18 protein-coding genes and 1 riboswitch are annotated in these 15,926 nt (G+C 44.5%); of the genes, 3 read left to right on the forward strand and 15 right to left on the reverse strand.

Annotated features, from left to right (window positions below; all coding sequences use genetic code 11):
- Positions 1-135: 135 nt before the first annotated feature.
- On the reverse strand, positions 136-1,113 hold the full coding sequence (locus tag AB4Z30_RS14490; protein WP_441927471.1) for an alpha-ketoacid dehydrogenase subunit beta: 978 nt from the start codon (positions 1,111-1,113) through the stop codon (positions 136-138).
- A 104-nt stretch (positions 1,114-1,217) separates the two neighbouring features.
- Entirely contained in the window at positions 1,218-2,285 is a 1,068-nt protein-coding gene (gene pdhA, locus AB4Z30_RS14495) for a pyruvate dehydrogenase (acetyl-transferring) E1 component subunit alpha (protein WP_056690070.1), read from the reverse strand.
- Positions 2,286-2,539: 254 nt separating this feature from the next.
- On the opposite strand from pdhA, the gene AB4Z30_RS14500 reads away from it, so the two are divergent.
- Positions 2,540-3,274, forward strand: coding sequence for an alpha/beta hydrolase (locus AB4Z30_RS14500; protein ID WP_441927473.1), 735 nt, complete (start codon positions 2,540-2,542; stop codon positions 3,272-3,274).
- A 206-nt stretch (positions 3,275-3,480) separates the two neighbouring features.
- Here AB4Z30_RS14500 and AB4Z30_RS14505 read toward each other — a convergent pair whose 3' ends face one another.
- Both AB4Z30_RS14505 and AB4Z30_RS14510 read right to left on the reverse strand, forming a co-directional pair.
- Positions 3,481-3,948, reverse strand: a complete 468-nt coding sequence (locus AB4Z30_RS14505; protein ID WP_441927475.1) for a low molecular weight protein-tyrosine-phosphatase — start codon at positions 3,946-3,948, stop codon at positions 3,481-3,483.
- Between the two features lie 6 nt (positions 3,949-3,954).
- On the reverse strand, positions 3,955-4,650 hold the full coding sequence (locus AB4Z30_RS14510) for a trimeric intracellular cation channel family protein (protein ID WP_441927477.1): 696 nt from the start codon (positions 4,648-4,650) through the stop codon (positions 3,955-3,957).
- A gap of 187 nt (positions 4,651-4,837) precedes the next feature.
- On the opposite strand from AB4Z30_RS14510, the gene AB4Z30_RS14515 reads away from it, so the two are divergent.
- Positions 4,838-5,479 (forward strand): thiamine diphosphokinase, encoded by a 642-nt coding sequence (locus tag AB4Z30_RS14515; protein WP_441927479.1) that lies wholly within the window; start codon positions 4,838-4,840, stop codon positions 5,477-5,479.
- A 340-nt stretch (positions 5,480-5,819) separates the two neighbouring features.
- A complete protein-coding gene (locus AB4Z30_RS14520) occupies positions 5,820-6,320 on the forward strand; it encodes a C40 family peptidase (protein ID WP_441927481.1) in 501 nt (166 codons plus the stop codon).
- A 139-nt stretch (positions 6,321-6,459) separates the two neighbouring features.
- Here the strand turns inward: AB4Z30_RS14520 and AB4Z30_RS14525 are convergent, their stop codons facing one another.
- The 11 genes from AB4Z30_RS14525 to AB4Z30_RS14575 form a co-directional block, all read right to left on the reverse strand.
- Positions 6,460-7,161 (reverse strand): winged helix-turn-helix domain-containing protein, encoded by a 702-nt coding sequence (locus AB4Z30_RS14525; protein ID WP_441927484.1) that lies wholly within the window; start codon positions 7,159-7,161, stop codon positions 6,460-6,462.
- Positions 7,162-7,307: 146 nt separating this feature from the next.
- Complete coding sequence (locus AB4Z30_RS14530) at positions 7,308-8,357, reverse strand: ThiF family adenylyltransferase (protein ID WP_441927486.1); 1,050 nt, start codon at positions 8,355-8,357, stop codon at positions 7,308-7,310.
- Positions 8,354-9,121, reverse strand: a complete 768-nt coding sequence (locus AB4Z30_RS14535) for a thiazole synthase (RefSeq protein ID WP_441927488.1) — start codon at positions 9,119-9,121, stop codon at positions 8,354-8,356. The genes AB4Z30_RS14530 and AB4Z30_RS14535 overlap by 4 nt, the downstream gene beginning before the upstream one ends.
- Before the next feature lie 83 nt (positions 9,122-9,204).
- A complete protein-coding gene (gene thiS, locus AB4Z30_RS14540; RefSeq protein ID WP_441927490.1) occupies positions 9,205-9,408 on the reverse strand; it encodes a sulfur carrier protein ThiS in 204 nt (67 codons plus the stop codon).
- Entirely contained in the window at positions 9,405-10,649 is a 1,245-nt protein-coding gene (gene thiO / locus AB4Z30_RS14545; RefSeq protein ID WP_441927492.1) for a glycine oxidase ThiO, read from the reverse strand. The genes thiS and thiO overlap by 4 nt, the downstream gene beginning before the upstream one ends.
- An 84-nt stretch (positions 10,650-10,733) precedes the next feature.
- Complete coding sequence (locus tag AB4Z30_RS14550) at positions 10,734-11,417, reverse strand: thiamine phosphate synthase (RefSeq protein ID WP_441927494.1); 684 nt, start codon at positions 11,415-11,417, stop codon at positions 10,734-10,736.
- A gap of 241 nt (positions 11,418-11,658) precedes the next feature.
- Positions 11,659-11,768: riboswitch (TPP riboswitch) on the reverse strand.
- Between the two features lie 39 nt (positions 11,769-11,807).
- Positions 11,808-13,361, reverse strand: coding sequence for an ABC-F family ATP-binding cassette domain-containing protein (locus tag AB4Z30_RS14555; protein ID WP_441927496.1), 1,554 nt, complete (start codon positions 13,359-13,361; stop codon positions 11,808-11,810).
- 54 nt (positions 13,362-13,415) lie between these two features.
- Positions 13,416-14,438: a hypothetical protein gene (locus tag AB4Z30_RS14560; protein WP_441927498.1), complete on the reverse strand. Its 1,023-nt coding sequence runs from the start codon at positions 14,436-14,438 to the stop codon at positions 13,416-13,418.
- Entirely contained in the window at positions 14,425-14,976 is a 552-nt protein-coding gene (locus tag AB4Z30_RS14565) for a hypothetical protein (protein ID WP_441927500.1), read from the reverse strand. The genes AB4Z30_RS14560 and AB4Z30_RS14565 overlap by 14 nt, the downstream gene beginning before the upstream one ends.
- The gene (locus AB4Z30_RS14570) at positions 14,973-15,371 is read right to left on the reverse strand and encodes a hypothetical protein (protein ID WP_441927502.1); all 399 of its coding nucleotides are present in this window, start codon (positions 15,369-15,371) and stop codon (positions 14,973-14,975) included. Before AB4Z30_RS14570 ends, AB4Z30_RS14565 begins: the two co-directional genes overlap by 4 nt.
- 16 nt (positions 15,372-15,387) lie before the next feature.
- On the reverse strand, positions 15,388-15,873 hold the full coding sequence (locus AB4Z30_RS14575; RefSeq protein ID WP_434750760.1) for an ABC transporter permease: 486 nt from the start codon (positions 15,871-15,873) through the stop codon (positions 15,388-15,390).
- Between the last annotated feature and the right edge of the window lie 53 nt (positions 15,874-15,926).

The raw sequence follows: 15,926 nt of genomic DNA on the forward strand, positions 1-15,926 counted from the left end.
ACCCTTAGCTCCACAAACTAACTGTTACTGCGAGTGCAAATAACTGTCAATCAAGGGGCTAATGGCTGTTTACAGTGCAGCTGCGCTGCGATGTGAATCACCATACTGCGCCTTGCGGCATGTCAGATGATTGAATTAGAAATTCATGACTTTGTTAACCGCAGCAATGATACGCGCCGGGTTAGGCAACCATGTATCTTCGATTTGTGCAAAAGGATAAACTGTATCCGGGCCAGCTACACGCAGAACCGGTGCTTCCAAGTGCAGGATTGCTTTTTCATTGATTTGTGCAATGACTTCAGCTGCAACGCCTGCGCTCTTTTGAGCTTCTTGTACAACAATTGCACGGTTTGTTTTCTTAACGGAAGCAACAACCGTATCGATATCGATCGGGCTGATCGTACGAAGGTCGATAACTTCAACTTTGATACCTTGTTTTTCAAGCTCTTCTGCAGCTTTCACAGAAGTATGAACCATCATACCGTAAGTAACGATGGTAACATCGGAACCTTCACGAACAACGTTCGCTTTACCCAATTCAACAACATAGTCTTCTTCAGGTACTTCTGCACGGAAAGCGTGGTACAGGTTCAAGTGCTCCATGAAGAATACTGGATCGTTGTCGCGGATGGAAGCGATCATCAGACCTTTCGCATCGTAAGGGTTAGAAGGAACTACCACTTTAATACCCGGAGTTTGCGTGAGCAAACCTTCCAGAGAGTCTGTGTGCAATTCTGCCGCTTTTACGCCGCCACCAAATGGTGTACGGAATACGATCGGAGAATTGTATTTACCGCCGGAGCGGAAACGCATACGAGCAGCTTGAACTACCATTTGGTCAAGGGCTTCGAAGATAAAACCTACGAATTGGATCTCAGCTACCGGACGGAAGCCTTGAATACCCAAACCTACAGCCAAACCGCCGATTGCGGACTCAGCCAGTGGTGTATCAAATACACGCTCTTCGCCAAACTCTTTTTGCAAGCCTTCCGTTACACGGAAAACGCCGCCTACATTACCAACGTCTTCACCGAAAAGCAGAACGTTAGGATCACGTTTCAACTCTACGCGAAGCGCATCACGAATTGCTTCTTTCATGTTCAATTGTGCCATTTGCTTCATTTCCTCCTTAAACATTGACAGTTCACATTTGAATTCATACATGTATACCGAGACACCAAATTAGGCGCCGGATGTTATGCTTTATCGGAAAAAACTTATTGGAAATCAGCTTTTTGCTCTTCCAAGTGCTTAGGCGTTTGTTCGAACATGCTGTCGATCAAGCCTGAAATCGTCATTTTCTCGGTTTTTTCCGCTTTTTTGATCTCTTCGTTCACTTTAGCTTTTGCTTCTTCTTTCACACGTGCTGTATCTTCTTCAGTCCACAGACCTTTTTTCTCCAGATATTTAGCAAAACGTGCAATTGGATCTTTTACGCTCCACTCAGCCTCTTCTTCTTTCGTACGATACTTGGAAGCATCATCGGAAAGGGAGTGTGGACGGAAACGATAGGTTACTGCTTCAATCAACGTTGCGCCTTCTCCGTTACGTCCGCGTTCAGCAGCTTCCTGAACCGCTTTGATAACAGCGAAGATGTCCATACCGTCAACTTTAACACCTTTAATCCCTGCTGCTACCGCTTTGTGAGCGATGGACAGAGCTGCTGTTTGTTTAGCAAAAGGAGTTGTGATGGCATAGCCGTTGTTTTGTACGAAGAAGATTACAGGCAGTTTGTATACACCAGCGTAGTTCAGACCTTCATAGAAGTCACCTTCGGAAGAACCGCCATCACCTGTGTATGTGATAACTACTTGTTTTTGTTTCTTCAATTTGTAACCCATAGCAATACCCATTGCGTGCAGGATTTGAGCACCAATGATGATTTGCGGCATCAACACGTTAACGCCATCCGGGATTTGTCCACCATGTTGGTGTCCACGGGAGTACAAGAACGCTTGATAAAGAGGAAGTCCATGCCATACGAGTTGCGGAATGTCACGATAGCCAGGACATACAAAGTCTTCTTTTTCAATTGCAAATTCACTACCAACCATTGTAGCTTCTTGACCAGATACCGGAGCATAGAAACCAAGACGACCTTGACGGCCCAGGTTTACTGCACGGTCATCCCAAGTACGGGTAAATACCATGCGATACATAATTTCTTTTAATTGATCATCGGAAAGCTTAGGCATCATGTCTTTGTTAACAATTTCGCCGTCAGGAGACAGCACGGACAGAGCTTCTACATCCTCTGTATACACTTCATAAGGAACCTTGCTCATTTTTTTCTTCACCTCAACAAAAAATTTGAATATCAAGTTCCGCTGTTATATTATTATTATACACCTGTTTCACTGCATACGTCAAAGAAATCCGTAATATTTTTATGTTTCCTTTCGGATTGTATGTATAACAGAGGTTTAATATTGGTATAACAGCATAATACATGATTGCGTGTTCGACCTATCCTCGCACCAGGTTAATCTTACCGTATTGCAAGGTCGAATGCAAAAATAACCCGGAAAGGTGACGTTTTATGACGGATTCCCGCTATTTGAAACGCACAATTGTTAAAGAAGAGATCGAGAGCCGTTTTCTCGGTGAGAAACGCACTCTGCGTATTTATCTTCCCCCAGGCTACAACGAACTGCTCAGCTACCCTGTCGTTTATTGTCAGGATGGCGAAGAATTTTTCAACTTTGGCCGAATTGCTACCACGGCGAATCGGATCATTCTGGATGAAGGCGCCGAACCTTTCATTATTGTAGGAGTTCAGGTGGACGTCTCTGTAAGGACTCAGGAGTACGCTCCCTTTGGAAGCCGATTTGAAGCCTATACAAAGTGCTTCGCAGAAGAGATTATTCCCTATGTAGAAGAGAAATATCCTGTAAGACGCTCTTCACAGGAACGAGTTCTTGCCGGTGATTCGCTTGGAGGCAGTGTTTCATTACATCTGGCGCTGATGTATCCAGACCTGTTTACCCGTGTCATCAGTATGTCTGGAGCATTCTACTCTGCTTCCCAGGAAATCTACGCGGCTGCAGAAGACTTGTCCTGGCTGACGATCTGGATGATTGTCGGTTTGCAGGAGACGGCGTTTGAAGCCGACACCGGAACGTACGATTTTGTTCAACTAAACCGGGATACTCGGGATCTGCTGGAGAAACGTGGTGCTCTCGTCTCCTATCAGGAGAAAGACGGGAATCACCAGTGGGGCTTCTGGCAAAAGGAACTGCCAGATGCTTTGCTTTACTTTTTGCAAGAAAGTTAATAGAAGCACATCACACAATTATCCTTCAGGAACGTATCAAACAATCTCAAGAACCATCAAACATTTTGTTGAACAGGCGGCTGCATAGCCGCTTTTCTTTTTCAGTTTTCTTGCCAACTATTTGTTACCGCTTACATTCATACCCTGAAAAAGAAGCAAGATTCGGTTCGTTCCGTTCCTGCTTCTTTGCCATTTCACCAATGCTTTTATAATGATTGCTCTTCTCTAATTCTGTTTAACAACACATCGCAACCTGCATTCACCAGCTCGTACACTTCTTCAAAGTTACCTGTGTAATACGGATCTGGTACTTCTCTGAGCTTTTCGTTCGGCAGCAAGTCCATGAACTTGATAATCTCTGCCTCTTCCCCGCCCGGCAGGCTCCGCACATTCTCTGCGTTGGAATTATCCATGCATATAATGTAATCAAATTCAGTGAAGTCTCCACTCACAAATTGTCTTGCGGTCATATCGGCATAGGAGATTTGATATCCATCCAACAACTTGCGTGTCCCCTCATGCGGAGGTTTTCCTACGTGCCAGTCGCCTGTACCAGCCGAATCAATACGAATCAGTTCTCCAAGCCCTTTCTCCAGAACTTTATGGCGCATAACCGCTTCTGCCATAGGTGATCTGCAAATGTTCCCTAGACATACAAATACAACATTAATCATCTTATGTTACTCCCCTTTGCTCAAAGTCCCTTGAATCACAGATGGTGCATGCTGCGGAAGCAGATTCTCCGGCTTCAGATTGACGTTTTCGCTTGGAGTCAACGAACGACGCGGCAGCTTCCATTTATAATGTACAGAACACATTCGGAAAAAGACAACTGTTACAAAACAAATCAGCAATCCAATATTTGTTGTGAACCAACCCATTCCGATGGCAAACCCGGCTGCCATTGCCCACACTGCGTAAATCTCATCACGCAAAACAAGCGGTTTACGCCCGGCAAGAAGATCCCGAATGATACCTCCGCCAATTCCCGTCAATACAGCTGCAACAATCACGGCACTAATTGGATGGCCCATGTTGGCCGCATACAATCCGCCTTGAATCGCAAACGCAGCTAGTCCAATCGCATCAAATAACGCTTCTGTCCGTTTCCAATGGCTTATCCACTTCAAAGGTAATACAAAAGCAACGGCTACCGAAATCAGTGCAAGCATAATTAACGAGCCCTGGCTCCATAGTGTCGTTACAGGCACACCAATGAGCACATTCCGAATCACTCCGCCTCCGAATGCAGTGACTAGCCCAAGCACAAGCACGCCCAAAATATCATATTCCTCTTCCATAGCTACAAATGCACCGGACATTGCAAATGCGATTGTGCCAATAATGCTGAATACTTCAAAAATGTGTAAGTCCAACTCTGTTCAAACCTCACTTTTCAAGTCATCTCCATGTCGCTCTCCCCATTGTATCCGCGAGTACAGAAATTGTGCAACCACATTTTGTCGATTATACTGGATTGGTGTATAGTTTAGAGCTTTAGTACAGAATTATTTAATAAACCTGATATGTATTCCCTCTATTAATTAGGAAGGATGAAATAGAATGCATCATAAACGTATTGTCATTTTCACAGGAGGCCAACTCGCCAAGCAATTCCTTGATGAGATTAAACCCGATGACGTCATTATTGCAGCAGACCGCGGTGCACTGTATTTAATCGAGCATGGTATCAAACCACACATCGCAGTGGGCGACTTCGATTCCATTACTGATGATGAACGAGAGATCGTAAGCAACAACAGCGTAAAGTTTATTGCTTGTGACCCGATCCACAAAGACCTTACAGATACCGAAATGGCGTTTGAGACGGCCCTTGATCATGAACCTACTCATATTCTCATCTTTGGTGCGACAGGCACTCGAATGGACCATACACTTGCTAATGTTCATATTATGGTTCGGGCTATGCAGCATCATATCTCCTGTGCACTTCAGGACGAGCACAACTATATGACATTGACCACTTCCAGTGCTATAGTAGAGCAGAGAGGTTATACCTATGTGTCTCTACTTCCTTTAACGCATGAGGTTACAGGAATATGTCTGGAAGGATTCATGTATCCTCTCGATCAAGCCACCATACATATGGGGCAATCCTTGGGCATTAGTAACAAATTACTCGACGAATCGGGCACAGTATCAATCGATAGCGGTATGTTACTTATAATTCAGAGCAAGGATTGACTATTGGAATCGCTTTGACTTTGATAATTCAGTAAAATTATAATGCTTATCGCACGTAGCTTAGCATTTAATTATTACTTTTTTGTAACCTGGATTTTGAAGATAAAATAGACTTTCATGAAGAAATCCCCTTGATTTTCAAGGGGGTTTTTATTTTTAATCCTTGTTTTCCATTCGTCAATGATTAATTTTTTGACATTTTTAATCATATTTTAATAAATACGTGCAAACGACTGGCCTATCAGGCTTTTTGCTTATGTATCCAATTTCTAGGGTGTTACAAAGCTGTTATACTCGCTCTAGCAACTTAACGAAAACGAATTTTGGAGGTACTAACTACATGAAAACAAACTTCTTCATCCAAAAGGCCGTAACCGTCGGGTTGTGCGCTACACTAGGTTTTGGAGCTGTATTAATGACAAATGCACCTGTTGCACAAGCCGCAACTTCATCGGTATCAACAGGACAACAAATTGTAAACTACGGTAAAAAATTTATGGGAACTCCATATAACTTCGGTGCTTCAACAACAACAACCAAAAATTTTGACTGCTCTTCTTTTATGAAGTACATTTTCAAAAAGTATGGTGTAGATCTTCCGCGCACTTCCGCACAGCAATCCAAAGAAGGTAAATTTGTTTCTAAAGCCAATCTTCGTGTTGGTGACATGGTATTCTTCTCAAGTGGCAGCCGTTCCACCGGTTCTAATATCACTCATGTTGGTGTATACGCAGGAAACGGCAAAATTCTTCACACTTACGGTTCACCAGGCGTGACCTTGTCAGATCTGAACTCTGGTACGTGGAAAAGAACGTACATTACAGCTCGCCGCGTCCTCTAGCCTAACTTCTCCCTTATACAAACTAGCTGATGACCGGATCAATTGATCCGGTTTTTTCATATCATCCTGTCTTTTTACTGTCTTTATAAATACCCAGATCAAGCCTTCTTTCAAACTGGAGAATGGTGGGTTTTAAAAATCAGCCGCCCTCCAGCATATAACCGACTCCACGAACCGTCTGGATTAGCTTCACATCTCTTCCTTTATCCACTTTTACCCGCAGATGTTTAATGTACACGTCAACAACGTTGGTATCCATAGCAAACTCATAGCCCCACACCTCACGCAAAATATCGCCTCTTGTACAAGCTTCGTTCACGTGAATCGCCAAAAATTCTAATAATTCATACTCTTTAGGAGTTAAGTTCAGATATTGTCCTCCACGACTCACTCTTCTCGAGCGAAGATTAAGCCTGAGATCTTGAACCACAATCATTTCCTCGCCTTCATGTGTTGCACTTGAGAACAACCGGAGCAAGCTACGAATTCTGGCCAGCATAACCTTCCAATGCAAAGGCTCTTCCATCACATCATTCGCTCCAAAATCAAGCCAATCGATAACTCGCTGCGGAGAATTCTCAGGCATGATAACCATTAAAGGTAAGGACAAGCCTTGATTCATCCATTTTTTCAAAGCAATTTTATCCGGTTCACTCTGATTCACATGTTCTGGCTCTCGATCCACTAAAATAATCAGATGTGGACGAGCGGAATTTATATCTATCTTGTCGTTCAACTCAGGCCATTCAATATGCTTTATTCCATAGCCCTCTTCTTGCATAACATGCTCGATCCGGCGCACTAACTCACCAGTGCCCACCAGGATGATGGTTGTCTTCATTTTTTTCACCCGGCCCGTCTGTATTCCGCCGCCGCTAATTGGCATGGATTGTACAGTTAGGATGCCATAAAAAGAAAAAGTCCATTCCCGCGGGAACAGACTTTGTTAGTAGATGAAGGATATTTTAGGTCTATGTTTAATGTGATTCAGCCAAAATAGCGGTGAACCATTGTACGTGCTTCCGCCGTATCTTTTGTTCCATGAACAAGTACACGACCATCCTGGAAAATAACTAAACGATGTTGTCCGGTTGTAAATGAGACTAGAAAAGGATTACTCTCCACTTTTCCTTCCCCAAGCCTCTCTAATCGATCTGCTGTTTGTGAAAGATCCAGTTGCATGCGCCGGGCAGGCCGAATCTGTACGGTATCCCTGCCACATAAAACATCAGTTTTCTCCAGATTGGATGCAGACAGAAACGGATACGTGGCTGCTTTACTGCATGAAGCACAGTCTTGCTTTTTTGCCCCGTCCACATTAATGGATATGTACTCGTTTCGCCATACATCAAATGACAACAGCTTACGCCGAAGAGCAGCTCTGTTACCGCTAAGCAACTTCATCGCTTCCGCTGTCTGATTCGCGGTCACCATCTGAACCGCTTGAGGAATAATGCCAGATGTATCACAAGTATCTCCACCGAGTGGAACTTCACCCAAAAGGCAGTTCAAGCAAGGTGTATCACCAGGTAAAAACGTAAACGTAATACCGTAACTGCCCACACACCCGCCGTAAATCCAAGGAATTTGATGTTTCTGTGCCATATCATTAATAAGCAGTCTTGTATCAAAATTATCGGTTGCATCCATGATTAGATCGGTTTGTCCAACAAGCTCTTCCAACTCATCCATTCGCACATCCATCACTTTGGCATCGATGCGGACTGTTGAATTAATGGCTGTTAAGCGTTTGAGCGCCGCCATCGCTTTTGGCATACGATCAATGGCATCCTGCTCCACGTAAAGCTGTTGCCGCTGCAGGTTGCTCCATTCGACATAGTCTCGGTCTACGATGGTAATCTGTCCAACACCGGAACGAACCAGCGTTTCTGCAATACCCGTTCCGAGTGCTCCAGCTCCTATAATGAGAACTTTGCTATTTTTTAATCTTGCTTGACCTTCTCTACCGAGTGGCGCATATCGTTCCTGTCTGGAATAGCGATCCACCTGCTCTGCGTGATGTAACTGATCTGTCATGTATGAACCATTCCTTCCACCGGACTGCTTGCTGCAGCATAACGCTTCATTGGAATCATGCCTGATTCGTAAGCCAGTCTACCGGCTTCAACCCCAAGTCGCATAGCTTTTGCCATGTTAACAGGATCACCCGATCCAGATACAGCCGTATTAAGCAGAACGCCATCCGCCCCGAGTTCCATGGCATAAGCTGCATCTTTTGGTGATCGCAAACCTGCATCTACGATAACAGGCACTACAGCCTGTTCGATGATGATTTCCAGATTATACGGATTGATGATCCCTCTACCTGCACCGATCGGAGAAGCTCCTGGCATGACTGCATGTACGCCCAGCAACTGGAGCCGTTTAGCTAAAATGACGTCGTCCGAGATATAGGGGAGCACGGTGAATCCTTTTTCAAGCAAAATGCTGCAAGCGTTGTACGTTTCAATCGGATCAGGGAGTAACGTGACTCCGTCTCCGATAACTTCGACTTTTATCATATCACAAAGCCCCGAAGCTCGCGCAAGCTCTGCAATTCTTACAGCTTCCCCAGCAGTTGAAGCACCTGCAGTATTGGGAAGCAGCGTATATTTGCTTAAATCCAACGTATCCAAAAAGTGCTGTTTGCCCGTCTCCTCCAGATTCAGACGACGTACTGCGAAGGTTAGCACTTCCGTTCCTGAGGCTTCCACAGCTTGGCTCTGGACTTCCAAATCGCTGAACTTGCCTGTTCCAAGCAACAACCTTGATTCAAACGAGTATTTTCCAATAGTTAACACCCTATGACCTCCTAGTATTCAATACGTTTTCACCTTCAACTACTATTCCATAGTTTTCAACCATCGCCTGAGTATTACTTCGCTTAGCCACCTCCGACAAAATGAACAATCTCAATCCGATCGCCTTCTCTTAACATAGTTGTTTCATGGTGGTCTTTGGTCAAAATATTGCGATTCAATTCAACCACTACCGTTTTCACTTGCAGGTTGAATGATTGCAGTAATTTGTCGACACGATTTACCCCGTCGTCAACCTGCATCTTTTGGCCATTCACGATAATGTTCACAACATAACACCCTTTCTCTTCAATCGATCTGGCGAGAATGCTTCAATTCCGATCTCTTGCGCACTTTTGCCCTCCAGCATGTCAGCAATCCATTGACTAGTTATTGCACTAAGTAATATTCCATTGCGAAAATGGCCATATGCTGTGTACAAGCCAGCAATGTTTTCACATTTTCCTATATACGGCAACCCATCCGGGGTGGCTGGTCTTACTCCCGCCCATGCCCGTACAAAGTCTGCCCCCTTGATTCCCGGAACCCAATAACTTGCCGCACCAAGTAATCGTTGCACACTATTTGCAGATACGCTGTGATCTTTTCTTCCTGGCAAACTGGTTGCTCCAATCCACACCTCGCCATTTACTTTTGGAACGATGTAGACATCTTCTGCATATATAGTGCGATCAGGTCTGTATACCGCTTGATCTTGTGGAAAACGGATGGCCATAATTTCACCTTTCACTGGTCTTGTAGGCAAGGTCTCACCTACTTGATACATTAGTTCCCCTCCATGCAAACCAGCAGCCACGATAACATGTTTGCAAGATATTTCACCCTTGGCAGTGGCAACCCCTCGGACTCCATCGTTGTTCACGACCAGACGCACATCCTGCACTCCTTCCCATATCCGTGCACCCATCATCTGAGCAGACCTCGCATAAGCTCTAGTCAACGACACAGGCAGCGCTTCACTCTCCAGTGGTCTGTAATAAGCGCCATATGTTTCCCTGTTTAGCCATTCCGCTTCTCGTTGCACCGTGGGACGGTCCCACCAAAACTGCTCTGCGCCCGAAGAACCTTTCCATTTGTTCTTGTATTGATTTAAATCACTGTATGATCGAAACGGTGTGATAAAGCCACTGCGTCTCAATCCAAAGTCTATACCTGTCAGAGCAGATATTTGCTCTTTGTGCTTATGCAACAATTCTCTGCTATCATACGCGGCTTTTACCATGAGTGGATGTGCAAAAGCTTCACTATCTGCTGCAAGCATGCCGGCAGCTGCGCTGGAGGCCCCGCTGGCAATCTGGGATTGCTCAACAAGAAGTACTTCCTGGCCTCTCGATGCCAGCTCAAAAGCAATCGCACAGCCTATAACCCCTCCGCCCACAATGATCGTTTCTGAATGCCAAGCTCCCTGTGATTCTGTTGAAGTGGAGGATATGGACATTGTTGCAAACTTATGTTCATCATTCGATGGGGCGACAGTTCCCTCATGTTGACTCATTCCGCTCTGATTCATTTTTTCATCTCCTTCATTGCATATTAAGCAACATTCAGATACCGCTTACTTGAGATCATTCACATTATTTTGATTGAGAAGCATTCACTTTACCGCTTCCATAGCCTGTTTTAAAAGAGCAGCAGCATGGGCAGGATTTTTTTGTTGTAATACACCTGAGATCACAGCGGCACCCCTGGCTCCCGCAGATATGACGGCCTGAATGTTATTCGTCTGAATCCCACCGATTGCTATAACAGGTACTTTCACACCCGAGCATACTTCGGTTAATGCTTCTAATCCCCTTGGTGTTATATCCGGTTTGCTTGCACTTGGGTATACATGCCCGAAAAAAAGATAATCTGCGCCATACTCTTCTGCAATTTTTGCTTCGTGTAAGGAATGCACGGATATTCCTAACCGAAGCCGCGGGTTATGCTTGTTTTTCTGCGTTACCGTTACTTTCGCTTTTTGCAGCATATCTTGGCTCCAATGTGCCCCGCGATAAAAATCGCCTGACGAAAACAGATTCGCACCGTTGATCACAATGCGGGAGGCTGGAACACCCGACTCTACCATCAACTTCGCCCAGTTGAAGCATTCCTGCTGCGAAAGCTGCCTTTCGCGGATGTGAATGTATTGCACATAAGGCCATATCTCTTTGGCTGCCTTTAACATAGCTACCTGTTCCCTCTGATTCGTAGATATCACATGTAACTCAAAACAGGGATGGCTTTTTGAGCATTCATTTAATTCGTTCTCTTCATGCTCAGTCACCGTAGGATGCAATCTCGTTTTCCCTCCTTTCAGACTTGGGAGCGGCGTAACGAAAATAAAATCAAAAAAAGCCACTCCCGTAGGGAGTGGCTGCGTATTAAAAAAGGTTCAGTTCAATAACAAACATTCGACGAATACCTGGTAAACAGTTTAATCGGTAACCCTATAACTGTCTGCTCATGTATTGAGATGCCTGCATCACGATGTAGTAAAGATCCCATCTTTACATTGAAGAATCATTTACTACCTTTTTCGCTGAAACGCGCCACTTCCCTACGCTGGTATGATCCAGATCAGGTGCGAAGGGTCCGGAATCGCATTCTTCCATCTCAGCCGCATCGTGCGGCCCCCCTAGTGTTCATATGAAGTTGTAGCCTATATTACCACAACCGGTTTTTTTTGTCATTGTGCTTTTTCAGACCACTCTTCTACATTCCACGTTTTGGTGACCCAGCCTTCATAAAAATCCGGTTCGTGAGATACAAGTAAAACGGTTCCCTTGTATTCCTGCAACGCACGCTGCAGTTCAGCCTTTGCTGTTACATCCAGATGGTTCGTCGGTTCGTCAAACAGAACCCAGTTGCTTTCACGCATCAGCAACTTACATAATCGCACTTTAGCCTGCTCTCCTCCACTCAGCATGTTAAGAGGACGAGTGATATGCTCATTTTTAAGCCCACAGCGTGCAAGATGACCTCGCACTTCATTCTGTGTCAAATGTGAAAACTCGTTCCATACATCATCGATCGGTGTAATATTTCCCGCTCTCACTTCCTGCTCGAAGTAAGCTGTCTCCAAGTAATCTCCAAGGAATGTTTTACCGCTGATCGGCGCAATTTTACCCAAAATTGTTTTGAGAAGTGTTGATTTACCTACCCCGTTACATCCCACAATCGCAATCTTTTCTCCACGTTCAATCGTCATCGTCATCTTGGGTAATAGCGGATACGTATAACCAATTTCAAAGTCGATACCTTCAAAAACAGTTTTACTACTCGCGCGCGCATCCTTGAACTTGAATGTTGGTTTTGCGGCTTCGTCCGGTCGATCAATTCGCTCGACCTTTCCGAGTTGTTTTTCCCGGCTTTTCGCTCTACCAGAGGTCGAAGCTCGAGCTTTGTTGCGTTGAATGAAATCTTCCTGCTTTTTGATGTATTCCTGTTGTTTCTCGTAGGCATCAATATGCTGTGCTTTCTGCATATCTGCCATCTCCAGGAATTTATCATAGTTTGCAGCGTACCGAGTCAATTTGGCAAACTCCAAATGATAGATAACATTAACAACTTCATTCATGAACTCCGTATCATGAGAGATCAGCAGAAAAGCATAAGGATAGTCTTTCAAATAGCGTGTTAGCCACTCAATATGCTCTACATCCAGATAGTTGGTCGGCTCATCCAATAAAAGGGCAGTAGGTTTTTCCAATAATAACTTCGCGAGAAGTACCTTCGTGCGTTGTCCACCACTAAGAGCTGCAACATCCCGATCAAGGCCGATGGCATTTAATCCCAGACCATTTGCCATTTCTTCCACTTTCACATCGATCAGATAAAAATCGCCCTGTTCCAGCTGTTCCTGAATCTCGCCCATATCTTCAAGCAACTGTTCCAGCTTCTCTGGATCGGCATCAGCCATCTGATCCGTGATCGCCATCATTTCCTTTTCCAGTTCCAGCAATGGGAGAAAAGCATCTTTGAGTACATCACGAATCGTTTTGCCTGGTGTTAACTTCGTGTGTTGATCAAGATAACCGTAACGGACCTTAGGGGTCCACTCCACTTTACCGCTATCCTTAAGCAATTTTCCAGTCAGGATATTCATGAGGGTTGATTTTCCGGCACCGTTAGCTCCAACCAGACCAACTCGTTCTCCGGCTAGTAGACGAAAAGAAACATTTTTAAACAACGTACGGTCTCCAAAATTGTGACTGACGTTCTCTACTGACAATAAACTCATAAGATGAGACTGCTCCTATCTATTTACATTACTTTTAGTTATCGTTTCAAACCCCTATTCTAGCACAGGTTCAGTCTTTTCTGAAAGTAATGAAAAATGGGCAGAGCAATCATATTCAAAGTAACCCCTGGCCGCTGCCTGCTTTGCAGTCGTGAATACCTCTTCAGCACGAAAACCGGGGTTACAGGTGGCAGGATAATGATATTTAATCCCTGTTGCGGGATCAACTCCGCCAACAACTGCTGTTTTTTTGACTAGTCTGCCTCCGCCAATCGCATAATTGTTAATCTTCTGACTCCCTGCAGCAATGCCCTGTATAAAAGCCATGATACCTGTATCATTGATCGAATTGTACCAATCTTCTTGCGAGATTAAGGGCATCGTAAACAAATAAGACACCCCATTCTTTCTTGCGAACTCATTATGGCGATTAATTACACCTGCCAGCTCGTCCTGAACACGAGTCACGATGTGGGTGCGCCGTACCTGTTCAAAAAGTATTGAATCCTGAAGCAGTGCAATTGTTGAACTCGTGGCCAACTCATGCTGAAATCCTTCGATCCATTTCCGTGCCCTGGCATCATAAGCATGTACATAACCATCAAGTGTGAAATTAATGCTGTTGCCTTCCGAATCTGAATATGTATATGGTTTTTTCGGACTCCACACCTGTATGAAAGATGCTTCCATCGTGCCTGTCATCTCGGATTCCTTAGCAAAAATATAATAACCGTCGTAATCCAGAATAACGATCGCAGGGATGTAATCAAACATATGTTGGATAGCCACCTTGTCATCCTGTATGCCCATGTTTAATGCCATCGTTTGAGTAAAGGTAAACAAAGCCAGCTCCTTATCCGCCTTCACGAACTTGGCAGAATCATAACCTGCTTCAGCATCTTGTTTTTCATTCTGGTGCATAACTGCACCAGCATCCATCACTGCGGTTTGAAGTGCCGTTTGGTAGCGATAAGACAGTTCACTGGCCTTTTGCGCATCATGCGTATGGAACGTTAGAATGTAAAAGAGAGGAAAGAATATGAGTACAAAAACAATGGAAAGCTCAGTAATCTTCATTCAATACCATGCCTCCATACGAAGCAAAAACCGCAGAAGCCTGGGCTGTGCCTTGTAACCACTCCCTTATCATCATAGAAGGGGTACGATTGGTGCTTTTAAGACTGACGGTGAAGAAATCACCCATGATTAGTGTATATCTGCGCCCCGGATCACCGATTGACAATGTACTAGACAATGGAAATAAACGCTCCTGAATCTGGGACAAGTAGTACGCATCGTAAACAACCTCATATGTACCCGTGAAGCTGTTTTGAATTATCGGATCTGTATAGTGAGGAACATATTTTTTATGTAAATGTTCCATGGAAATATCATAGTTGTTTCCGGTTTGTGCTAACTGCTCTTGGAATTCCATCAGCATTCGAGGTGAGATATATCCCTTAGTGCGGACAGCATCCACAAATCGTGTGACACTCTGAGTCGCTGTCAAGCGCGCAATATCATCCTGACGTTCGGCGGTCTCTGCCGCAGGATACACATAGAGCAGAAGAACGGCAAGCAATACCGCAAACAACTTGGATGCTGCATTGATCACTGTATCTCTACCTCCTTCCAAAAAGAAAGCTTTAACAATTCTCCGAGTGCACTTCGGTTATATTCAGGTCGATATTTCCCCTTTAGTTCAACCGGAATTATCGCTGATGGATCTAGAAGTGGATCAATTATATACGCATGACCGTCCACCTCCACTTGAACTCCTGTACCTGTCATTTGCCGCACAGTATGCAAAACCTCAGCTCCTGTATAACTGACCATTCCGCTCGTCTGAAGTGTCGTGTGTACTCTGCCTTCCATGGCCACATTTGTTTTCACCCTGTCGTTCAAGGCCTCGTTTAAAAAACGGATGTTCCACTGCCCGTACAAGCAGGCTGTCACAAAAAGGACAACCGCTGTACAGAACAGCATCAGATGCTGTGTGTTCCGCGACATGTTCTACCAGCTCCAGTCAGGATTGCTGGAAGATCAGACCTCTAACCACATTGGATCTGTCTTTAACGATAATGGCCTTGAATTTGCCGCTAGGATTAACGTATTGATTGTCTTTTTCACTCATCGTCTGATTGATGCTCCCCACCTTGTCATCAGGGGCAATCACAGACCCATAGTCAGCATTATTCAGATCCTGAGAGATGTTGAGCTGATTGCCGTACCATTGTCCGCTTTTATTTTTTCCCGTAATGACCTGGATACCAAATTGATCTTTGTCCGCGTATTTACGTAAAGCATTGGTCACTTGTGAACCACTGATGGTTGTTCCGTCATACACGGTAAATGCTGCCTGAGACAATTCTGTTTGAATATCTGCAAAGTTATTCTGGGCTGTTTTCGTTGCCTCCTGAGCCGAAATAAATAACAACACCACAATCGTAATCAAAGCAATGGTCAAAAATATTCCTGCTGCCACCTTTAAAGCACTTGATGCATTATTCATATGAAATGCCCTCCTAGAGTGAAATGTTTGATTTTATGTTCAGATGTTTCTAA

Origin of the sequence: Paenibacillus sp. 2TAF8, assembly GCF_052114825.1 — a bacterium.
GTDB lineage: Bacteria > Bacillota > Bacilli > Paenibacillales > Paenibacillaceae > Paenibacillus.

Excerpts from the sequence above, each read along its gene's own strand:
- AB4Z30_RS14575 (WP_434750760.1), bottom strand. The coding sequence starts at position 15,873 with ATGAATAATGCATCAAGTGCTTTAAAGGTGGCAGCAGGAATATTTTTG.
- thiO (WP_441927492.1), bottom strand. The coding sequence starts at position 10,649 with ATGAATCAGAGCGGAATGAGTCAACATGAGGGAACTGTCGCCCCATCG.
- AB4Z30_RS14520 (WP_441927481.1), top strand. The coding sequence starts at position 5,820 with ATGAAAACAAACTTCTTCATCCAAAAGGCCGTAACCGTCGGGTTGTGC.
- AB4Z30_RS14570 (WP_441927502.1), bottom strand. The coding sequence starts at position 15,371 with ATGTCGCGGAACACACAGCATCTGATGCTGTTCTGTACAGCGGTTGTC.
- AB4Z30_RS14525 (WP_441927484.1), bottom strand. The coding sequence starts at position 7,161 with ATGAAGACAACCATCATCCTGGTGGGCACTGGTGAGTTAGTGCGCCGG.
- AB4Z30_RS14555 (WP_441927496.1), bottom strand. The coding sequence starts at position 13,361 with ATGAGTTTATTGTCAGTAGAGAACGTCAGTCACAATTTTGGAGACCGT.
- pdhA (WP_056690070.1), bottom strand. The coding sequence starts at position 2,285 with ATGAGCAAGGTTCCTTATGAAGTGTATACAGAGGATGTAGAAGCTCTG.
- AB4Z30_RS14500 (WP_441927473.1), top strand. The coding sequence starts at position 2,540 with ATGACGGATTCCCGCTATTTGAAACGCACAATTGTTAAAGAAGAGATC.
- AB4Z30_RS14530 (WP_441927486.1), bottom strand. The coding sequence starts at position 8,357 with ATGACAGATCAGTTACATCACGCAGAGCAGGTGGATCGCTATTCCAGA.
- AB4Z30_RS14560 (WP_441927498.1), bottom strand. The coding sequence starts at position 14,438 with ATGAAGATTACTGAGCTTTCCATTGTTTTTGTACTCATATTCTTTCCT.
- AB4Z30_RS14490 (WP_441927471.1), bottom strand. The coding sequence starts at position 1,113 with ATGGCACAATTGAACATGAAAGAAGCAATTCGTGATGCGCTTCGCGTA.
- AB4Z30_RS14505 (WP_441927475.1), bottom strand. The coding sequence starts at position 3,948 with ATGATTAATGTTGTATTTGTATGTCTAGGGAACATTTGCAGATCACCT.
- AB4Z30_RS14515 (WP_441927479.1), top strand. The coding sequence starts at position 4,838 with ATGCATCATAAACGTATTGTCATTTTCACAGGAGGCCAACTCGCCAAG.